We start from the raw sequence: 15374 nt of genomic DNA on the forward strand, positions 1-15374 counted from the left end.
TTTAATTGTTTTTAGTTACTTTTAGTTTTTAGTTTAAGACTGCAAAAATAAGAATTAAATAGCATTAGAATGGATAATTGATACCAAAATTTACCACAGTCTTGGAAAGATTCAATTCTTTAAACCATTTTTCTCCCATATCTTTAGCCGGATTGTAGGTTTTAAAACCAAAATCAAATCGAACAATGAAGAAGTTTAAATCGTATCGCAATCCAAATCCAGTACCTAATGCCATGTTTTCTAGGCTTTTTATACTGGTGAATCGGTAGGATTCATCAGTTACATTATCTAAGACATTCCAGATGTTACCAGTATCAGCAAAGAGTGCTCCTTTCAATTCTCCTAAAATTTTAAATCGAAATTCTGCGCTCAAAGCAATTTTCATATTTGCTTCGTTAAAGTCATTTGTACCTCCACTACTTCCTGGTCCCAAGCTGTAAGGCTGCCATGCGCGATTGTCATTTGATCCTCCTGCAAAATAACTTCGTGAGAAAGGAATGTTTTCAGAGTTGCCAAAAGGAATTGCTATCCCAAAGAAAGAACGCACTGCAAATACTTTTTCTTTTCCTAAATCCCAATGTTTGATATAGTCAAATTCCGTTTTTATATATTCTGAATATTGTAAATTGAAGAGTTCATAATTTCCGTCGGCATTACTTTGCAATTTTGCTGCTCTTGCAATCATAGACAGTAAAGAGCCTGCAGATTCTATTTTTGTTTTAAAAAGATAAAACGTATTGTCTTGAAGATCCGTTTTGGTTGTCTTCGAAAAGGTGAAACTTGTAGATAGAATAAAAGAATTTTCTGTTAAACGAACTCTCCTTTCTTCAATACTTTTTACTGTTTGGTAATCGTCATCTGTTGAGGATAATGAAGTGTTGCCAGAAATTACATCATTTGTAAAACCAGTCGTTCCATCTTCAATAATTAAATCACCATCCGAGTCAAAATCAGCTGCATTCACACTATAAGTTTGTCCAATCGTGTTCAGCGCATCATAGGAAGACGAATATACATTGTAATAATTCTGTGGATTTAAATTTCGAACAAACTGAGCATTCAACAAGTCAAAACGAGAACTGTTATTTTTTTTAGGTGTCCAGTTATAAGCAAAGGAGCTTGTGAAATTTTCTTTATCCAAACCAATATTTGTCTGTCGAGAAAAACCGGTAGCGATAATGGTCGATGGAATCATACTTTTAGGAATAATTTTTTCTGTTCCAAAAGGCAAGAAGATTCTCGGGAAGTTTAACTTGACATCGATTCCGTACTCAGAAACATTAAAAAACTGATTGTTTGGATTGGCTAAATCTTTTGATGAACCCAAATTTCCTTTTGCTGAAATCTCTAAAGTTTCAGCTCCCTTAAAAATGTTTCTAATTGTTAAGGCAGGGCTAACTGAGATTCCAACATCTTGAATGTTGGAATGCGTCACATCTACAGATGCACCAAAGCTGTACTTTTTTCTGGGAGTTAAGTAGATTTTTGCGAGTAATGAACTGTATGTTGTATCTCTTTTGTCAACTTCATACTGTACAATCGGATAATTAAAAACTTTAAGGTTGTTCAGATATCGTGTTGTTAGAACAGTCTTATAGTCTGCAAAGAAAGTTCCTTGAGAAATAAAGATAGCATCTGCAATGGCATGAGGCTTGTATTTTAATTTTTCATGACTGTATAGATTGATTCTTCTATAAGTGACACTGTCTTTTATAGGTTTATTATTGTTGTTTGCTGTGTAATCTGTATAGACATTAACTTCACTAATTTTATATCTTTTAAAAGGCTCGGTTTTGGTCGAATCTTTGTCTTGGTAAGTATAGTTATTTATGATAAGGTTTACATTGGCCTGCTCTACCTTTTGAATGGTATCAATATCAAAATTTATATACGTAGGCTGAAAGTGGTAAATACCATTGTTTCTAAAATAGGTCGTAATTCTAGTTTTTTCTTCTTCAAAATCAGCAGTATTAAACTGTTTTCCTGATTTTAACAAGCTTAACTTTTTAGTTTCTTCATATAGTGAATCTAAAACAGGAGTAGAAATAGTAGATCTAATCGTGTCCAATAAATAAGGCTTACCTGTGCTTATATTGTAACGTATTTGTCCTTTTTTGTCCTTTAAACTATCTACTTGATAATTTGCATCCACATTAAAATATCCATTGTTGAAATAATAGTACTTTAATCGTAACAGTGATTTTACTGATTTAGCGGTATCAATAATTACTGGTGCTTCACCAGTTTTTTTCAAAAAGTCATGAATTCCATGGTACCAGAATGATTTTCCAAGTCGATCAACCTGTTTTGCAGATAACCATTTTGACTTTCTTTCGTATTTTTTCGGATCTGCAGTAAATTTTGCTTGATAGGTAGAGTCTGGATTAAGATTGGCAATGTTGTACATGTTCAGACGCAACGGATAACCCAAAAGTGTTCCATTCGGCTTTTGGTAGAGCTGATTGCTAACATTTTCTGAAGTGGTACGCTTACCATTTACAAGTATTTTATTTTTTGTAAGTAGGCGTTTTCCATCTGGAACTCTTTTTTCGGCGTTACAGGCAGCGATTAGTATTCCAATTAGAATAATAAATGATATTTTTGTCGAAAGTTTTTTCAAGTGTTCTAAAATATTTAATTCAAAAGTACATATTTTTATGGTTAGTAAAAACCAAATCAAACTTATAACAAGTTTACAGCAGAAAAAGTATAGAATTGCCCAACAAATGTTTTTTGCTGAAGGTGTGAAAGGTATTCGGGAGTTGCTGAATTCTAATTTTGAGTTGCTTCATTTGTATACGACCAAAAATGATTTCCCAGAAGTTGACGCCTTTAGTAAAACACTAACGCAAGAAGCGGACTTGAAAAAAATATCTGCTCTTGCGACTCCAAATAGCTGTTTGGCAATTTTTAAAATACCCGAAGAAAAGCCTATTAATGATTCAGGTATCGTGCTAGCATTAGATTCCATACGCGATCCAGGTAACATGGGGACCATTCTAAGATTATGTGATTGGTTTGGTATTAAACAATTATTATGTACTACAGAGACTGTTGATATTTATAATCCAAAAGTGGTGCAAGCTACAATGGGATCTATAGGTAGGGTAAATGTGAACTATATAAATCTAAGTGAATACCTGAAAAAATCATCAAAACAAATATTTGGTACTTTTATGGACAGTGATTCTATTTATAAAACAGTATTGCCACAAGAAGGAATTATCGTCATGGGAAATGAAGCAAACGGTATTTCACCTGAAATAGAATTACTCGTTAGAAATAGATTGACTATTCCTCGTTCAGGAGAACTGCAACAAACAGAAAGTTTAAATGTTGCCACTGCCACCGCAATTATTTTAAGTGAATTTAGAAGGTCATTATAGCAATTTAATGAAAAGTGAAGTTAATTAATATGGCACGACTTTTCATAGAATCGATATTTCCCGTCCATGGACTGTTAGGATCATTATCGCGAATCAATTCATCTTTTAATCCGAAAAGACCTCTGATTGAAGGGGAAAATATAAAATATTGCGAAAAAATATCAATTCCAAAGCCGACCTCGTAACTTGAAGTCCATGGCTTTACTCTAAATTTTTGTTCGTTGTTGTCGTCTTTTGATTTTGAATTGCTAGAAAGATTTAATGTCGACGAGATTCCACCTACTAAATAGGGTCGAATATTTCCGGTACGTAAAGCAGAAAATTTTAGTAATAGAGGAAAGTGAATGTAGGTACTGCTCACTTCTCTTAATGCTTCTGCCTCATTAATAAAGCCGGGAAATGTTAAATCTCTTTTTGCATAGTATAAGCCCGGCTCAAACCGAAGGTTGATGTATTCCTGAAGTTTTAAATCGGCGACGATACCAACATTAAATCCTGTTGTTTTTTTGACTGCAACATCGATAGGTTGAACATCCTTGTAATCAATTTTAAAATCAAAGGTATTAAATCCCAAATAGTAACCAAAGTAGACTCTTTGTTTCTGAAAGTTTTCCAGATGAATAATAGGGTCTTTCCCAAACATGTTTGTTCCTGATTGTGCTATACTGTCAAGAGATAGGGTAAACAAAATTATAAGTGCCGCTATTTTTTTCATTGTTAAGCTTACTGTAATGTCAATATTATTTTTTAGATGCAGAGTAAATGGTTGCAACTCCAAAAGTTTGGGGCATTGCTTTCACTTCTATAAACCCAATTTTTCTTAAAATATTGTTCAGAGCTTCTCCATAAGGAAATTGAGCAGCAGATTCAGATAGGTATCCGTATGCTACATCGTCTTTTGAAAATAATTTTCCAATTAATGGTAAAATGTTTTTTGTGTAAAAATTATATCCTTGTTTGAATGGTGTTTTTACCGGGACAGATGTTTCTAATATAACAAATACTCCACCTGGCTTCAGGACTCTCAATATTTCTTTCAAACCTTTTTCTAAGTTTTCGAAATTTCGCACACCAAATGCAACCGTTATGGCATCAAAGTAATCATTTTCGAAAGGCATATTTTCAGAATCTGCCAAAACCATTTCGATTGTTTTAGATAGATTTTTTGCTGCGATTTTCTTTTCACCTACTTCCAACATACCCGCAGATATATCCAGTCCGATTATTTTTTCCGCTTTTGTCTGTGCCATTAATATTGCTAAGTCTCCAGTTCCAGTAGCAATGTCAAGAATTGTATTTGGTTTTGATTTTTTTACAATCTCCAATACATTCTTTCTCCATTTTACATCTATTCCAAAAGAGATGACACGATTTAAATTATCATAATTCCCAGAAATGGTATCAAACATTTGCGCGACCTGTTCTTTTTTACTTAGCTCCGAATTTTTATATGGGGTGATGTTGTTTGACATTTTTATATATATTTTCCACAAATATAATACAATCTATTTTGAACTTTAATTTAGTTCTTAAAATTGCCAAAATAAAGGTGTAGATGCGACAGTATGGATAGTTCTTCGCAAATTAAAAAGGACTTTATTATTTGCTGTTTTAAATAGAAAATGGCATGTCGAAATAATTGCTAAAAAGAGATGTGAGGTATATTTCCGAGCCCTGCTTAGGAGTTAGATTATTGATGGTTAATGCTTTATTTGCTGTAATTGGCGTTCAGTAGTATAAGTTGCACCATTAAAGGCCGCTAATATTATTTGAAATATCACTAAAAGTGGGTATTGTGTACTACATGTAAAAAGATGATTTTTACAGAATAAATATTAATATTTATTACAATGATTATTAAGGAGCTGACAGGTCAAATCAAATGGGTAATTTTTGCGCTAGTTATTTCATTTGTTCTTGTGTGTTTTTTTGACGGTGCTGCTATCAAAAGCAGTAATTTGTTTATAACGCAAAATACGTTCTTAGGATTAAATTTGTTTTTGGAAATTTTAATTTTCTCTGTCTTTAGTACCTTCGTGGTATTTGGTATTAAAGGCTATTTTGAGATGTACTCTCAAAAAACATCAAACGTTATTATCTTTCTTACGGGAGCTATGTTAACTTTTGTAATTTTTATATTAAGTTGTCAAATTCTACTGCAAGAGTAGATTTGTTATCCTAAAATCATTGTAAAAAAACACCCCAGAGATGGGGTGTTTTTATTTTTTGGTAAAGGTCTGATAAGTGTAATCAAAAAGATGTCTGTCATCTTTATATTGTGGTTCCGACTTCGATAGATCCCATTCTTCGAGGCTAATCTCAGGAAAAAAAGCATCTGCTTCAAAACTGTGGTGTACTCTTGTTACTTCTAGAATATCTGCAAACGGTAGAGCCAATTTGTATATTTCTCCTCCTCCTATGATAAAAGAGTCTTCATTTTGAGGACAAAGAGCTAAAGCTTCATCTAAATTATTTACTACTATACAACCTTCTGGTTTGTAGTCTTTCTTTCTTGTAATGACGATATGCGTTCTATTTGGAAGTGGCTTGGGAAAGCTTTCAAAAGTTTTTCTCCCCATAACAATACGATGCCCGCTTGTAATTGCTTTGAATCTTTTAAAATCATTTGGTAGATGCCAAACAAGGTCATTGTTTTTTCCTAAGGCGTTGTTTTCTGCTACTGCAGCAATCATTATAATCATTTTATGAGAGTATTAATTAGAAGAATCGTCATTGACTTTAATTTTTAACTCAGATATTTTCTTTACTTGCATCGCTACTAATCGGTCTATTTGTTCTCTTTCCCAATTTTTATTCATAAATCGATTGGTAATAAAAACTTTGATAAAATGTAAGATGAATATAAAAGCCCACAAGGTAAAACCTAAGATTAGCCAATTCAAATTAAATGTAAATGTGATTATTTTGGTAGCCACAAATGCAAATAAACAACTGGTTACTAGTAATACAAAATGGTAGTAAAGCCGCTTCTTCTCCTTGATCCTTCTGCGTGCGTATTCGTATAATTCGTGTTGGTCGCGTTCCATAAGTCAGTTTTAAAAGTTAAAGATAGAATTTAATTTAGAAATTTACTATAGCGACGGTCAATTTGCCGTTTGTAGAATCTAATCTTTTTTAGCAATTTGTAATTAATCCTTTAATAATTATTGATTTTTTGGTATTTTAACAAATAGGAGGTAATTATGGCAAAACTAGTAGGTATTTGTGTAAACTTCAATATAATTTATTTTCTTTGTTACATAATATTAAAAATGAAATAGTTATGTCAATAAAGAAACAATTTATAAAGTCAAAACCAGTTTGTAAAGTTACTTTTTCAATCGAAGCTAAAGACGCAGTTTCTGCATCTGTTGTAGGTGATTTCAACAAATGGAGTGTTGAAGATGGAGCATTAAGTAAATTGAAAAATGGAACATTTAAAGGTGTCTTTGAACTGCCAAAAGATTCATCTTACGAATTTAAATATGTAATTGATGGTGTATACGTAAATGAATCAGAAGCTGATTCCTATAAATGGAATGAGTTTGCTGGTACAGAAAATGGTGTACTAGAAGTATAAAACTTAAAAATCCGCTGCAAAGCGGATTTTTTTATTTTACGCGTTAAAAAATTAAGCAATCTTTACTCCAATACTTTGCAATCGCTGCTTTATTTCCTGCATTGTCTCTTTATATTCCCAATACATTATTCGGTTATGAGAGGATGTGACCAAGATATATTGTTCGCTTATTGATTGAATACGTTCAATAGCAACTAATTTTTTTATATAATTTATATCGTTGACCTTTTCTTCAATTGCGACGTCATTCACATCATATCCGTGGACAATTAATGCGGTTCTAACTTCTATTTCGATAAACATTTTCATTACTTTAAATTAGATAGCAACACTCCCTTTTATTCCAGCATGTGGTTCGTATCCTTCAAGAGTGAAATCATCAAAATCAAAATCAAATATATCCATTATATCTGGATTTAATTTCATTTTCGGTAATGCTGTAGGTTCGCGGGATAGTTGTAATTCTAATTGCTCAAAGTGGTTATTGTAAATGTGTGCGTCTCCAAATGTGTGGATAAACTCACCCAAACCTAAATTGCAAACTTGTGCAATCATCATGGTAAGAAGTGCATAGGAAGCAATGTTAAACGGTACACCTAAAAATATGTCAGCACTACGTTGGTATAGTTGACAAGATAATTTACCATCTGCAACGTAAAACTGAAAAAAGGCATGACAAGGAGGTAACGCCGCTTTATTGTTGGCTACGTTCTCAGCAAATGACTTACTAGTATCAGGAAGTACAGACGGATTCCATGCCGATACAATCATTCTTCGGCTGTTTGGATTTGTTTTTAGTTCGGTGATTAAATCTTTTATCTGATCAATTTCTTCACTATTCCAGTTGCGCCATTGATGACCATAAACAGGACCTAAATCTCCATTATCATCTGCCCAAGCGTCCCATATTTTCACTCCATTCTTCTGAAGGTATTCAATATTGGTGTCTCCTTTTAAAAACCACAACAATTCATAAATGATTGATTTTAAATGAAGCTTCTTGGTAGTAACCATTGGGAATCCTTCATTAAGATCAAAACGCATCTGATGTCCAAATACACTTTTGGTTCCAGTTCCAGTACGGTCTCCTTTTTGGCAACCATTTTCCATTACGTGTTGTACTAAATCTAAATATTGTTTCATCAGGAATTGTAAAAATTAATAGTTTGATTTCGAAAAAAATTAAAAAATCTATGACTCTCTCTTCGAAATTTCATCTCTTATTTTGGCTGCTTTTTCATAATCCTCATGGCTTACAGCTACTTCAAGTAGTTCTGTTAACTCTTGAAGACTATGTTTTAAGTAGGGACGCTCAATAAGATTTTTATCTTCGTTGTCATTTCCAAAAGTTTCGGGATTAGATAATATATCATCAATTTCTTGAGAATCTTTATCAGAATCTTGAGGATTGGTTTTTAAAAATATTCCTGCTTTGTCGAGAATGTTCTTGTAGGTAAAAATAGGAGCATTGAAGCGAAGTGCCAGTGCGATGGCATCAGAGGTTCTAGCGTCTATGATTTCTTCAATTTTATCTCTTTCGCATATGATGCTCGAATAAAAAACACCATCAACTAGTTTATGGATGATTACTTGTTTGACGATAATGTCAAATCGCTCGGCAAAATTCTTGAATAAATCGTGTGTCAAAGGGCGTGGTGGCTTGATTTCTTTTTCTAAAGCAATTGCTATAGATTGAGCCTCAAAGGCACCGATTACAATCGGCAGTTTTCTTTCGCCATCAACTTCGTTCAAAATTAGAGCGTAAGCCCCATTCTGAGTTTGACTATAGGAGATGCCTTTTATAGATAGTTTAACTAAACTCATGTTAATTTCTGATTATAGATTTTAAAAATTAAAATCGGGGAATTGTATTAAGCTGAATCATTATAATTTTCGTGTAAAATAATGAGTTGATTTGCCTACAAAGAAACAAAATCTTTTCGTAGCTAAAAAGAAAGTTGAAATTAAATCGAATATAAAAAAGAGCTATCTAATCGTAATTAGGATAGCTCTTTTATGAAGTCTATTTGAAATATTATTGCGCTTTAAAAGCTTTTATTTTTTCTATAAGTTGCGGAACGATTTCAAATGCATCACCTACCACTCCGTAATCGGCTACTTTAAAGAAAGGAGCTTCGGGATCAGAGTTTATTACAACTTTTACTTTTGATGAGTTAATTCCGGCAATGTGTTGAATTGCGCCAGAAATTCCAACAGCAATATATAAATTTGATGCTACTGGTTTACCCGTTTGTCCAACGTGCTCTCCGTGAGGTCTCCATCCTAAATCGGATACAGGTTTTGAACATGCCGTTGCAGCTCCAAGAGCGGCAGCTAAGTCTTCTATTAATCCCCAGTTTTCAGGACCTTTTAGCCCGCGACCTCCAGATACAACTATATCTGCATCTGCGATTGCTATTTTGCCACTTACTTTTTCAGTTGATTCTATTTTAATTGCAAAATCTGCATCATTGATTGATGGAGCATAATCTTCTTCAGTAAGATTACTGCTAGAAGCAACTATCCCAAATGAGTTTTTGGCTAATCCAAGGACTTTTACATCTGTTGAAATTTCAGTTATGTTGAATGCTTTGTTTGAAAAAGCATTTCTTTTTACTTGAAATGGAGAAGTGCTCACAGGTAAGCCTACAACATTTGAAGCAAATCCTGCATCAAGTGAAACAGCTACAAGTGACGAAAGGTAGGCACTATCGGTAGTTGATGAAAGTAAAACCAATTTTGCATCTTCTTTCTTTGCTGCTTGTTGGATCGCATCTGCGTAAGCTTTTGCCGAGAAATTAGCTAGTTTGCTATCGTTTACCTTTAATACCTTGTCGACTCCGTATTTTGATAATTCAGATGCATCAGTTATGTTGAAGGTAATTGCCGTAACAGTAGATCCCAATGATTCTGCTACCTTTTTAGCATAGGAAGCCAATTCAAAAGCTACCTTTTTAAATTTTCCTTCTGCTGATTCTGCGTATATTAATATTGACATGATGATTTTATGTTTTAGATTAAGGATTTCAAATTATAAATCGAAATCCTGCTACTCAATACTTGGTACTAGATTACTTTTGCTTCGTTGTGAAGTAAGTTGATTAACTCATCTAAGTTGTCTGCGGCAACTAATTTAACAGCTGATTTTGCAGCTGGCTTTTCAAATTTCACTGCTTTAGTATTATTGTTTGCCGCAACAGGTTCAACAACAGTTAGAGGTTTTGATCTAGCAGTCATAATTCCTCTCATGTTCGGAATTTTTAAATCTTTTTCTTCTACTAATCCTTTCTGTCCACCAATGATTAATGGTAGTGCAGTAGATATGTTCTCTTTTCCGCCATCAATTTCACGAACAGCTTTTACTGCAGTTCCTTCTATGGTTAATTCAGTACAAGAATTTACAAAATTAAAATCGGTTAATGCTGCAATCATTCCAGGTACCATTCCACCATTATAATCTAATGATTCTTTACCTGCAAGAACAATGTCATAACCACCAGATTTGATCACTTCAGCCAATTGCTTAGCGACAAAGAAACCATCTGTAGGAGATGCGTTTACGCGTATAGCATCATTTGCTCCAATCGCTAATGCTTTTCTAAGTGTTGGCTCTGTTTCTGGTCCACCAACATTAACTACAGTTACTGTAGCGCCTTGTTGCTCTTGAAACCAAATAGCACGTGTCAAACCGTACTCGTCATTTGGATTGATCACAAACTGAACACCATTGGTGTCAAATTCTGATTCATTATTGGTAAAATTGATTTTTGAGGTAGTATCAGGTACATGACTGATGCAAACTAGTATTTTCATAAGGCTCCTGTTTATTTGGTATAATTACTATAAAATTAATTGATTATTACTCCAATTCTTATAGAATAACGATCAAGAGAATGCCATAGAAATTACGATTTAATGACTTGATTGAATTACAAATTTAGAATAAAAATTGAAATAATTTACTATGCATGCATAATAAATTTCAGTTAAAAAGGGATTTTAAATGTAATTTGAAAGTTGTAAAACTGCAAAATGTGAAGATATAACAAATAACTAAAAATTACGCAGCATTATTTTATTACAAATGATGGTTTAAGTGATATTAAATATTTATTTTTGCTTTTCGAAAAATATACTTATACAATATATAATATGAGAACGATACAATTTAGAGAGGCGATTTGTGAAGCAATGAGTGAAGAAATGCGTCATGATGAATCTGTTTACTTAATGGGTGAGGAAGTTGCTGAATACAACGGCGCTTACAAAGCTTCAAAAGGTATGCTTGCAGAATTTGGAGAAAAGAGAATTATAGATACTCCAATTGCAGAGTTAGGTTTTACAGGTATTGCAGTAGGTTCAGCGATGAACGGTTGTCGTCCGATTGTAGAATATATGACTTTCAACTTTTGTTTAGTTGGTATAGATCAAATTATAAATAATGCTGCCAAAATGCGTCAAATGACAGGAGGACAATTTAATGTGCCGATTGTTTTTCGTGGGCCAACTGCTTCTGCAGGGCAATTGGGAGCAACACACTCACAAGCATTAGAAAACTGGTTTGCAAATACACCAGGACTTAAAGTTGTAGTTCCATCTACTCCTTATGATGCAAAGGGATTATTAAAAGCAGCTATTCGTGATAATGACCCAGTTATTTTCATGGAATCTGAGCAAATGTACGGTGATAAAGGGGAAGTTCCAGAAGGAGAATACATAATTCCTATTGGAGTTGCTGACATCAAACGTGAAGGTACAGATGTAACTATTGTTTCATTTGGTAAGATTATCAAAGAAGCTTTTAAAGCTGCAGATGAATTAGCAAAAGAAGGAATCTCTTGTGAAGTTATCGATTTAAGAACTGTTCGTCCATTAGATATTGATGCTATCTTAGCTTCTGTTAAAAAAACAAACAGATTGGTTATTCTAGAAGAAGCTTGGCCTTTTGCAAGTGTTTCTTCTGAGATCACTTACTTAGTTCAAGAGCGTGCTTTTGACTTCTTAGATGCTCCAATACAAAGAATTACTACCGCAGATACACCAGCACCTTATTCTCCTGTTTTATTGGAGGAATGGTTGCCAAATGCAGGTGACGTTGTAAAAGCTGTAAAAAAGGTTTTGAATAAATAAAATTCAATTATAATACTATTAAAGCTTCATCATGCGTTTGTATGATGAAGTTTTTTTTTAAAAGATAATTTATGAATAAATATTGCTTAGTTCTACTTATTTTAATTTGCGGAACATTTACAAATGCTATGGCACAGACAAAGGTCAGCGGAATGATATTGGATGACAATAATCAACCTGTTCCGTTTGCAAATGTAGTTTTCAAGGATTCGAATGAAGGAACTATGTCAAATGAAGACGGACGTTTTTACATTGAGTCTGAGAAGCCCTATGAGGCCATAATAATTACTTCAATCGGATATTCTGACAAAGTGGCTATTTTGCCAAAAGCTATAAATTATAACTTCAGAGTAGTGGTTTCATCTGCTGAAAGCTTGAAGGAAGTGATGATCTTTACGGGTAAAACTTCAAAAAAAAATAATCCTGCTTTAGATATTCTTAGAAAAATATGGGAGCACAAACGCAAAAATGGTCTTTCTCAATTTGATTATTATCAAATGGAGAAATATGAGAAAGTGGAGTTTGATATGAATACCATTGATAGTGCTTTCATGAAAAGTAAATTATTCAAAGGTATGGAGTTTATTTTTGATCAAATGGACACTTCCAAAGTTACTGGTAAAACCTATTTGCCAATATTCATAAACGAATCACTTTATGATGTATATGGAAACAACATCGCCAACAAGGTAAAAGAAAAAATAAAAGCGAATAAAAATTCTGGTTTTAGCGATAATCAGCAAATATTGTCCTTTGTAAAAGATTTGTATTCTGACTACGATATTTACAACAATCACTTGACATTCTTTGATAAAAGTTTTACAAGTCCCTTGTCAAAAACAGGGATAGATACTTATAATTATGTACTTAGAGATAGTGCATATATAAAAGGTAAATGGTGTTATAACATACTTTTTTACCCAAGAAGGAAAAATGAGTTAACATTCAAAGGAGATTTCTGGGTAAGTGATACTACTTTTGCAATTAAGAAAATTAATATGGCAGTTACCAAAAGTGCTAATATTAACTGGGTAAAGGATATTTATATTGAACAAGAGTTTGAAGTTCAGAACGACTCCATCTTCTTGCTTACACGTGATTACATGATGTCTGATTTTGCTTTGAACAAAAAAGAAGAGTCAAAGGGAATGTATGGTAAGCGCACAACATTATACCAAAATCATCAGTTTAATATTGAAAAACCACTGAAGCTCTATAAAGATGAAGTGAATTATATTGATAATGAAGTCTACAATCGATCGGAAGAATATTGGGATGATAATCGCTTTGAAAATCTAAACAAGGACGAAAAAGGGGTGTATAAAATGCTAGATACTCTTCAAACGGTGAATAAGTTCAAGCAGTTATATAATGTAGTTTCCATTTTAGGGAGTGGTTATATACAATCGGGAAACATCGATTTTGGACCAATTTTTTCTACATTTGGATACAATACAGTGGAGGGAATTCGATTAAGAGTAGGAGGTAGAACCTATTTTGGACCGAATGATTACTGGAGATTACAAGGATATACGGCCTATGGTTTTGGAGATGATAAGTTTAAATATGGCCTTTCTGGAAAATGGATGGTAGATAAGAAAAAAAGAATCATTTTATCTGGAGGTAACCGTCGTGACGTTGAGCAGATTGGTGCAAGTCTGACAACGACAAATGATGTTCTGGGACGTAGTTTTGCTTCATCGTCACTTTTCTCTACAGGTAGTAATGGTAAGTTGACCAATATTAATTTGACTAATGTTGCAGTTGAGATAGAGCCAATCAAAAATTTGACTTTCCAAACCGGATTTTCTTATCGTACTTTAGAATCTGCCTCGGATACGTTTAGCTTAGATTATTATACTGATGCGACGCAAACAACAACCGAAAGTGCTGTGAAACAATCCGAAGTAAATTTTCAAGTTCAATTTACGCCCAATCGTAAAACTATTGGTTATGGCGTAGAACGAAGTGATGTTGATAGTCCTTATAGTCATCTATTTGTAAACTACAGTCACGGCTTTAAAGGTTTGCTGGGTAGCGATTTTGAATATGAAAAAGTACAGTTTTACTATAAGCAGCCAATAATTATAGGACCGCTAGGTAGGTCAAACATTATTGTTGAGCTAGGTAAAACTTTCGGACAAATTCCATTAGGTTTAATGAATGTTATTCCTGGTAATCAAACCTATTTCACTATAGAAAATACCTTTAGTAACCTAAACTTTTACGAATTTGTAACCGATCAATATGCGACAATTCAGTGGAATCATAATTTTGGAGGAAGACTTTTTAGCAGAATTCCATTTATGCGTAAACTTAATTGGAGAGAAATTATTGGAATAAAATCTGTTTACGGATCCATTTCTGATGAAAATAGAGCTATTAACGCTTCTGGTTTACAATACGATGCACCAGAGAAGGGGTATTGGGAGTACAGTGCAGGGATTGGAAATATCTTTAAAGTATTCCGTCTTGATTTTGCTTGGAGAGGTAATTACATCAATGCTCCAGATGCTCAAAAGTTTACAGTAAAGGGATCATTTGGTTTTTATTTCTAAAGATAAAACCAGCAATCGCTACTGTAAGTTGTTATGTATGTAGGTAAAGGTTTCAGAATCTAATGTTTTAGGATAGATATTTCTTGGAATAATAATGTTTTTGACTACTTTTGCAACCGATAAATTGAAATAAAAGATAATAAAAATATGAGTGCAGAAAAAAATATTACTTTCGATGTCTTGATCGAAATTCCGAGAGGAAGTAGAAATAAATACGAATATGATTTCGAAATTAGAAGAATGCGTTTTGATAGAATGTTATTCTCTTCGATGATGTATCCAGCTGATTACGGATTTATTCCAGAAACTTTAGCACTTGATGGAGATCCACTAGATGTATTAGTTTTGGTAAACGAAGCTACATTCCCAGGATGTGTAATGGAAGTTAAGCCAATTGGAGTTTTCCTTATGGCAGACGACAAAGGTCCAGATGAAAAAATTATCTGTGTACCGGTTTCAGATCCTATTTGGAACTCACTAGAAAATTTATCTGATATGAATCCTCACTTGGTAAAAGAAATTGAGCATTTCTTTCAAGTGTATAAAGATTTAGAAAATAAAAAAGTTGATGTAGGTGGATGGGGAGACCTTGATGACGCATTAAGAATCATACAAGAATGTAAAGATCGTTTCGATGCGATTCCTAATAAACCAGAAGGATTGTTCACAATAAAATTGTAATATCATTTCTACAGACATAAAAAAAAAGCAATATTCTTA

Annotated in this window: 16 protein-coding genes; 6 read left to right on the forward strand and 10 right to left on the reverse strand. The window is 33.3% G+C overall.

Annotated features, from left to right (window positions below; genetic code table 11):
• Window positions 1-64 precede the first annotated feature (64 nt).
• Complete coding sequence (gene tamL / locus LXH21_RS16855) at window positions 65-2620, reverse strand: translocation and assembly module lipoprotein TamL (RefSeq protein WP_239868703.1); 2556 nt, start codon at window positions 2618-2620, stop codon at window positions 65-67.
• A gap of 37 nt (window positions 2621-2657) precedes the next feature.
• On the opposite strand from tamL, the gene LXH21_RS16860 reads away from it, so the two are divergent.
• The gene (locus tag LXH21_RS16860) at window positions 2658-3386 is read left to right on the forward strand and encodes a TrmH family RNA methyltransferase (RefSeq protein WP_239868706.1); all 729 of its coding nucleotides are present in this window, start codon (window positions 2658-2660) and stop codon (window positions 3384-3386) included.
• A gap of 4 nt (window positions 3387-3390) precedes the next feature.
• Here LXH21_RS16860 and porT read toward each other — a convergent pair whose 3' ends face one another.
• Together porT and ubiE are read right to left on the reverse strand one after the other, a co-directional pair.
• Window positions 3391-4101 carry a type IX secretion/gliding motility protein PorT/SprT gene (gene porT / locus LXH21_RS16865; RefSeq protein ID WP_239868709.1) on the reverse strand — a complete coding sequence of 237 codons (711 nt, stop codon included), beginning with the start codon at window positions 4099-4101 and terminating at the stop codon, window positions 3391-3393.
• A 25-nt stretch (window positions 4102-4126) separates the two neighbouring features.
• Window positions 4127-4858 (reverse strand): bifunctional demethylmenaquinone methyltransferase/2-methoxy-6-polyprenyl-1,4-benzoquinol methylase UbiE, encoded by a 732-nt coding sequence (gene ubiE / locus LXH21_RS16870; protein WP_239868711.1) that lies wholly within the window; start codon window positions 4856-4858, stop codon window positions 4127-4129.
• A gap of 378 nt (window positions 4859-5236) precedes the next feature.
• On the opposite strand from ubiE, the gene LXH21_RS16875 reads away from it, so the two are divergent.
• On the forward strand, window positions 5237-5554 hold the full coding sequence (locus tag LXH21_RS16875; RefSeq protein WP_239868714.1) for a hypothetical protein: 318 nt from the start codon (window positions 5237-5239) through the stop codon (window positions 5552-5554).
• Window positions 5555-5605: 51 nt separating this feature from the next.
• On the opposite strand, the gene LXH21_RS16880 is transcribed toward LXH21_RS16875, so the two are convergent.
• Both LXH21_RS16880 and LXH21_RS16885 read right to left on the reverse strand, forming a co-directional pair.
• A complete protein-coding gene (locus LXH21_RS16880; protein WP_239868717.1) occupies window positions 5606-6088 on the reverse strand; it encodes a dihydrofolate reductase in 483 nt (160 codons plus the stop codon).
• 12 nt (window positions 6089-6100) lie between these two features.
• Window positions 6101-6433, reverse strand: coding sequence for a 2TM domain-containing protein (locus LXH21_RS16885; RefSeq protein WP_239868719.1), 333 nt, complete (start codon window positions 6431-6433; stop codon window positions 6101-6103).
• Window positions 6434-6669: 236 nt separating this feature from the next.
• On the opposite strand from LXH21_RS16885, the gene LXH21_RS16890 reads away from it, so the two are divergent.
• Window positions 6670-6966, forward strand: coding sequence for an isoamylase early set domain-containing protein (locus tag LXH21_RS16890; RefSeq protein ID WP_239868723.1), 297 nt, complete (start codon window positions 6670-6672; stop codon window positions 6964-6966).
• A 51-nt stretch (window positions 6967-7017) separates the two neighbouring features.
• On the opposite strand, the gene LXH21_RS16895 is transcribed toward LXH21_RS16890, so the two are convergent.
• The 5 genes from LXH21_RS16895 to LXH21_RS16915 all read right to left on the reverse strand — a co-directional run bounded on the left by LXH21_RS16895 (window position 7018) and on the right by LXH21_RS16915 (window position 10779).
• Window positions 7018-7269 carry a hypothetical protein gene (locus tag LXH21_RS16895; RefSeq protein ID WP_239868724.1) on the reverse strand — a complete coding sequence of 84 codons (252 nt, stop codon included), beginning with the start codon at window positions 7267-7269 and terminating at the stop codon, window positions 7018-7020.
• 15 nt (window positions 7270-7284) lie between these two features.
• Window positions 7285-8109 carry a thymidylate synthase gene (locus tag LXH21_RS16900; RefSeq protein ID WP_239868727.1) on the reverse strand — a complete coding sequence of 275 codons (825 nt, stop codon included), beginning with the start codon at window positions 8107-8109 and terminating at the stop codon, window positions 7285-7287.
• 48 nt (window positions 8110-8157) lie between these two features.
• Complete coding sequence (locus tag LXH21_RS16905) at window positions 8158-8790, reverse strand: bifunctional nuclease family protein (protein ID WP_239868729.1); 633 nt, start codon at window positions 8788-8790, stop codon at window positions 8158-8160.
• 211 nt (window positions 8791-9001) lie between these two features.
• Complete coding sequence (locus LXH21_RS16910; RefSeq protein WP_239868732.1) at window positions 9002-9964, reverse strand: electron transfer flavoprotein subunit alpha/FixB family protein; 963 nt, start codon at window positions 9962-9964, stop codon at window positions 9002-9004.
• Between the two features lie 68 nt (window positions 9965-10032).
• A complete protein-coding gene (locus tag LXH21_RS16915; protein WP_239868735.1) occupies window positions 10033-10779 on the reverse strand; it encodes an electron transfer flavoprotein subunit beta/FixA family protein in 747 nt (248 codons plus the stop codon).
• Window positions 10780-11118: 339 nt separating this feature from the next.
• Here LXH21_RS16915 and LXH21_RS16920 point away from each other — a divergent pair, with 339 nt between their 5' ends.
• The 3 genes from LXH21_RS16920 to LXH21_RS16930 all read left to right on the forward strand — a co-directional run bounded on the left by LXH21_RS16920 (window position 11119) and on the right by LXH21_RS16930 (window position 15335).
• A complete protein-coding gene (locus LXH21_RS16920; RefSeq protein ID WP_239868738.1) occupies window positions 11119-12096 on the forward strand; it encodes a pyruvate dehydrogenase complex E1 component subunit beta in 978 nt (325 codons plus the stop codon).
• A gap of 71 nt (window positions 12097-12167) precedes the next feature.
• The gene (locus LXH21_RS16925) at window positions 12168-14654 is read left to right on the forward strand and encodes a DUF5686 family protein (RefSeq protein ID WP_239868741.1); all 2487 of its coding nucleotides are present in this window, start codon (window positions 12168-12170) and stop codon (window positions 14652-14654) included.
• Between the two features lie 147 nt (window positions 14655-14801).
• On the forward strand, window positions 14802-15335 hold the full coding sequence (locus tag LXH21_RS16930) for an inorganic diphosphatase (RefSeq protein WP_239868744.1): 534 nt from the start codon (window positions 14802-14804) through the stop codon (window positions 15333-15335).
• The last annotated feature ends 39 nt before the right edge of the window (window positions 15336-15374 follow it).

It is taken from the genome of Flavobacterium algicola, assembly GCF_022399565.1.
Classification (GTDB): domain Bacteria; phylum Bacteroidota; class Bacteroidia; order Flavobacteriales; family Flavobacteriaceae; genus Flavobacterium; species Flavobacterium algicola.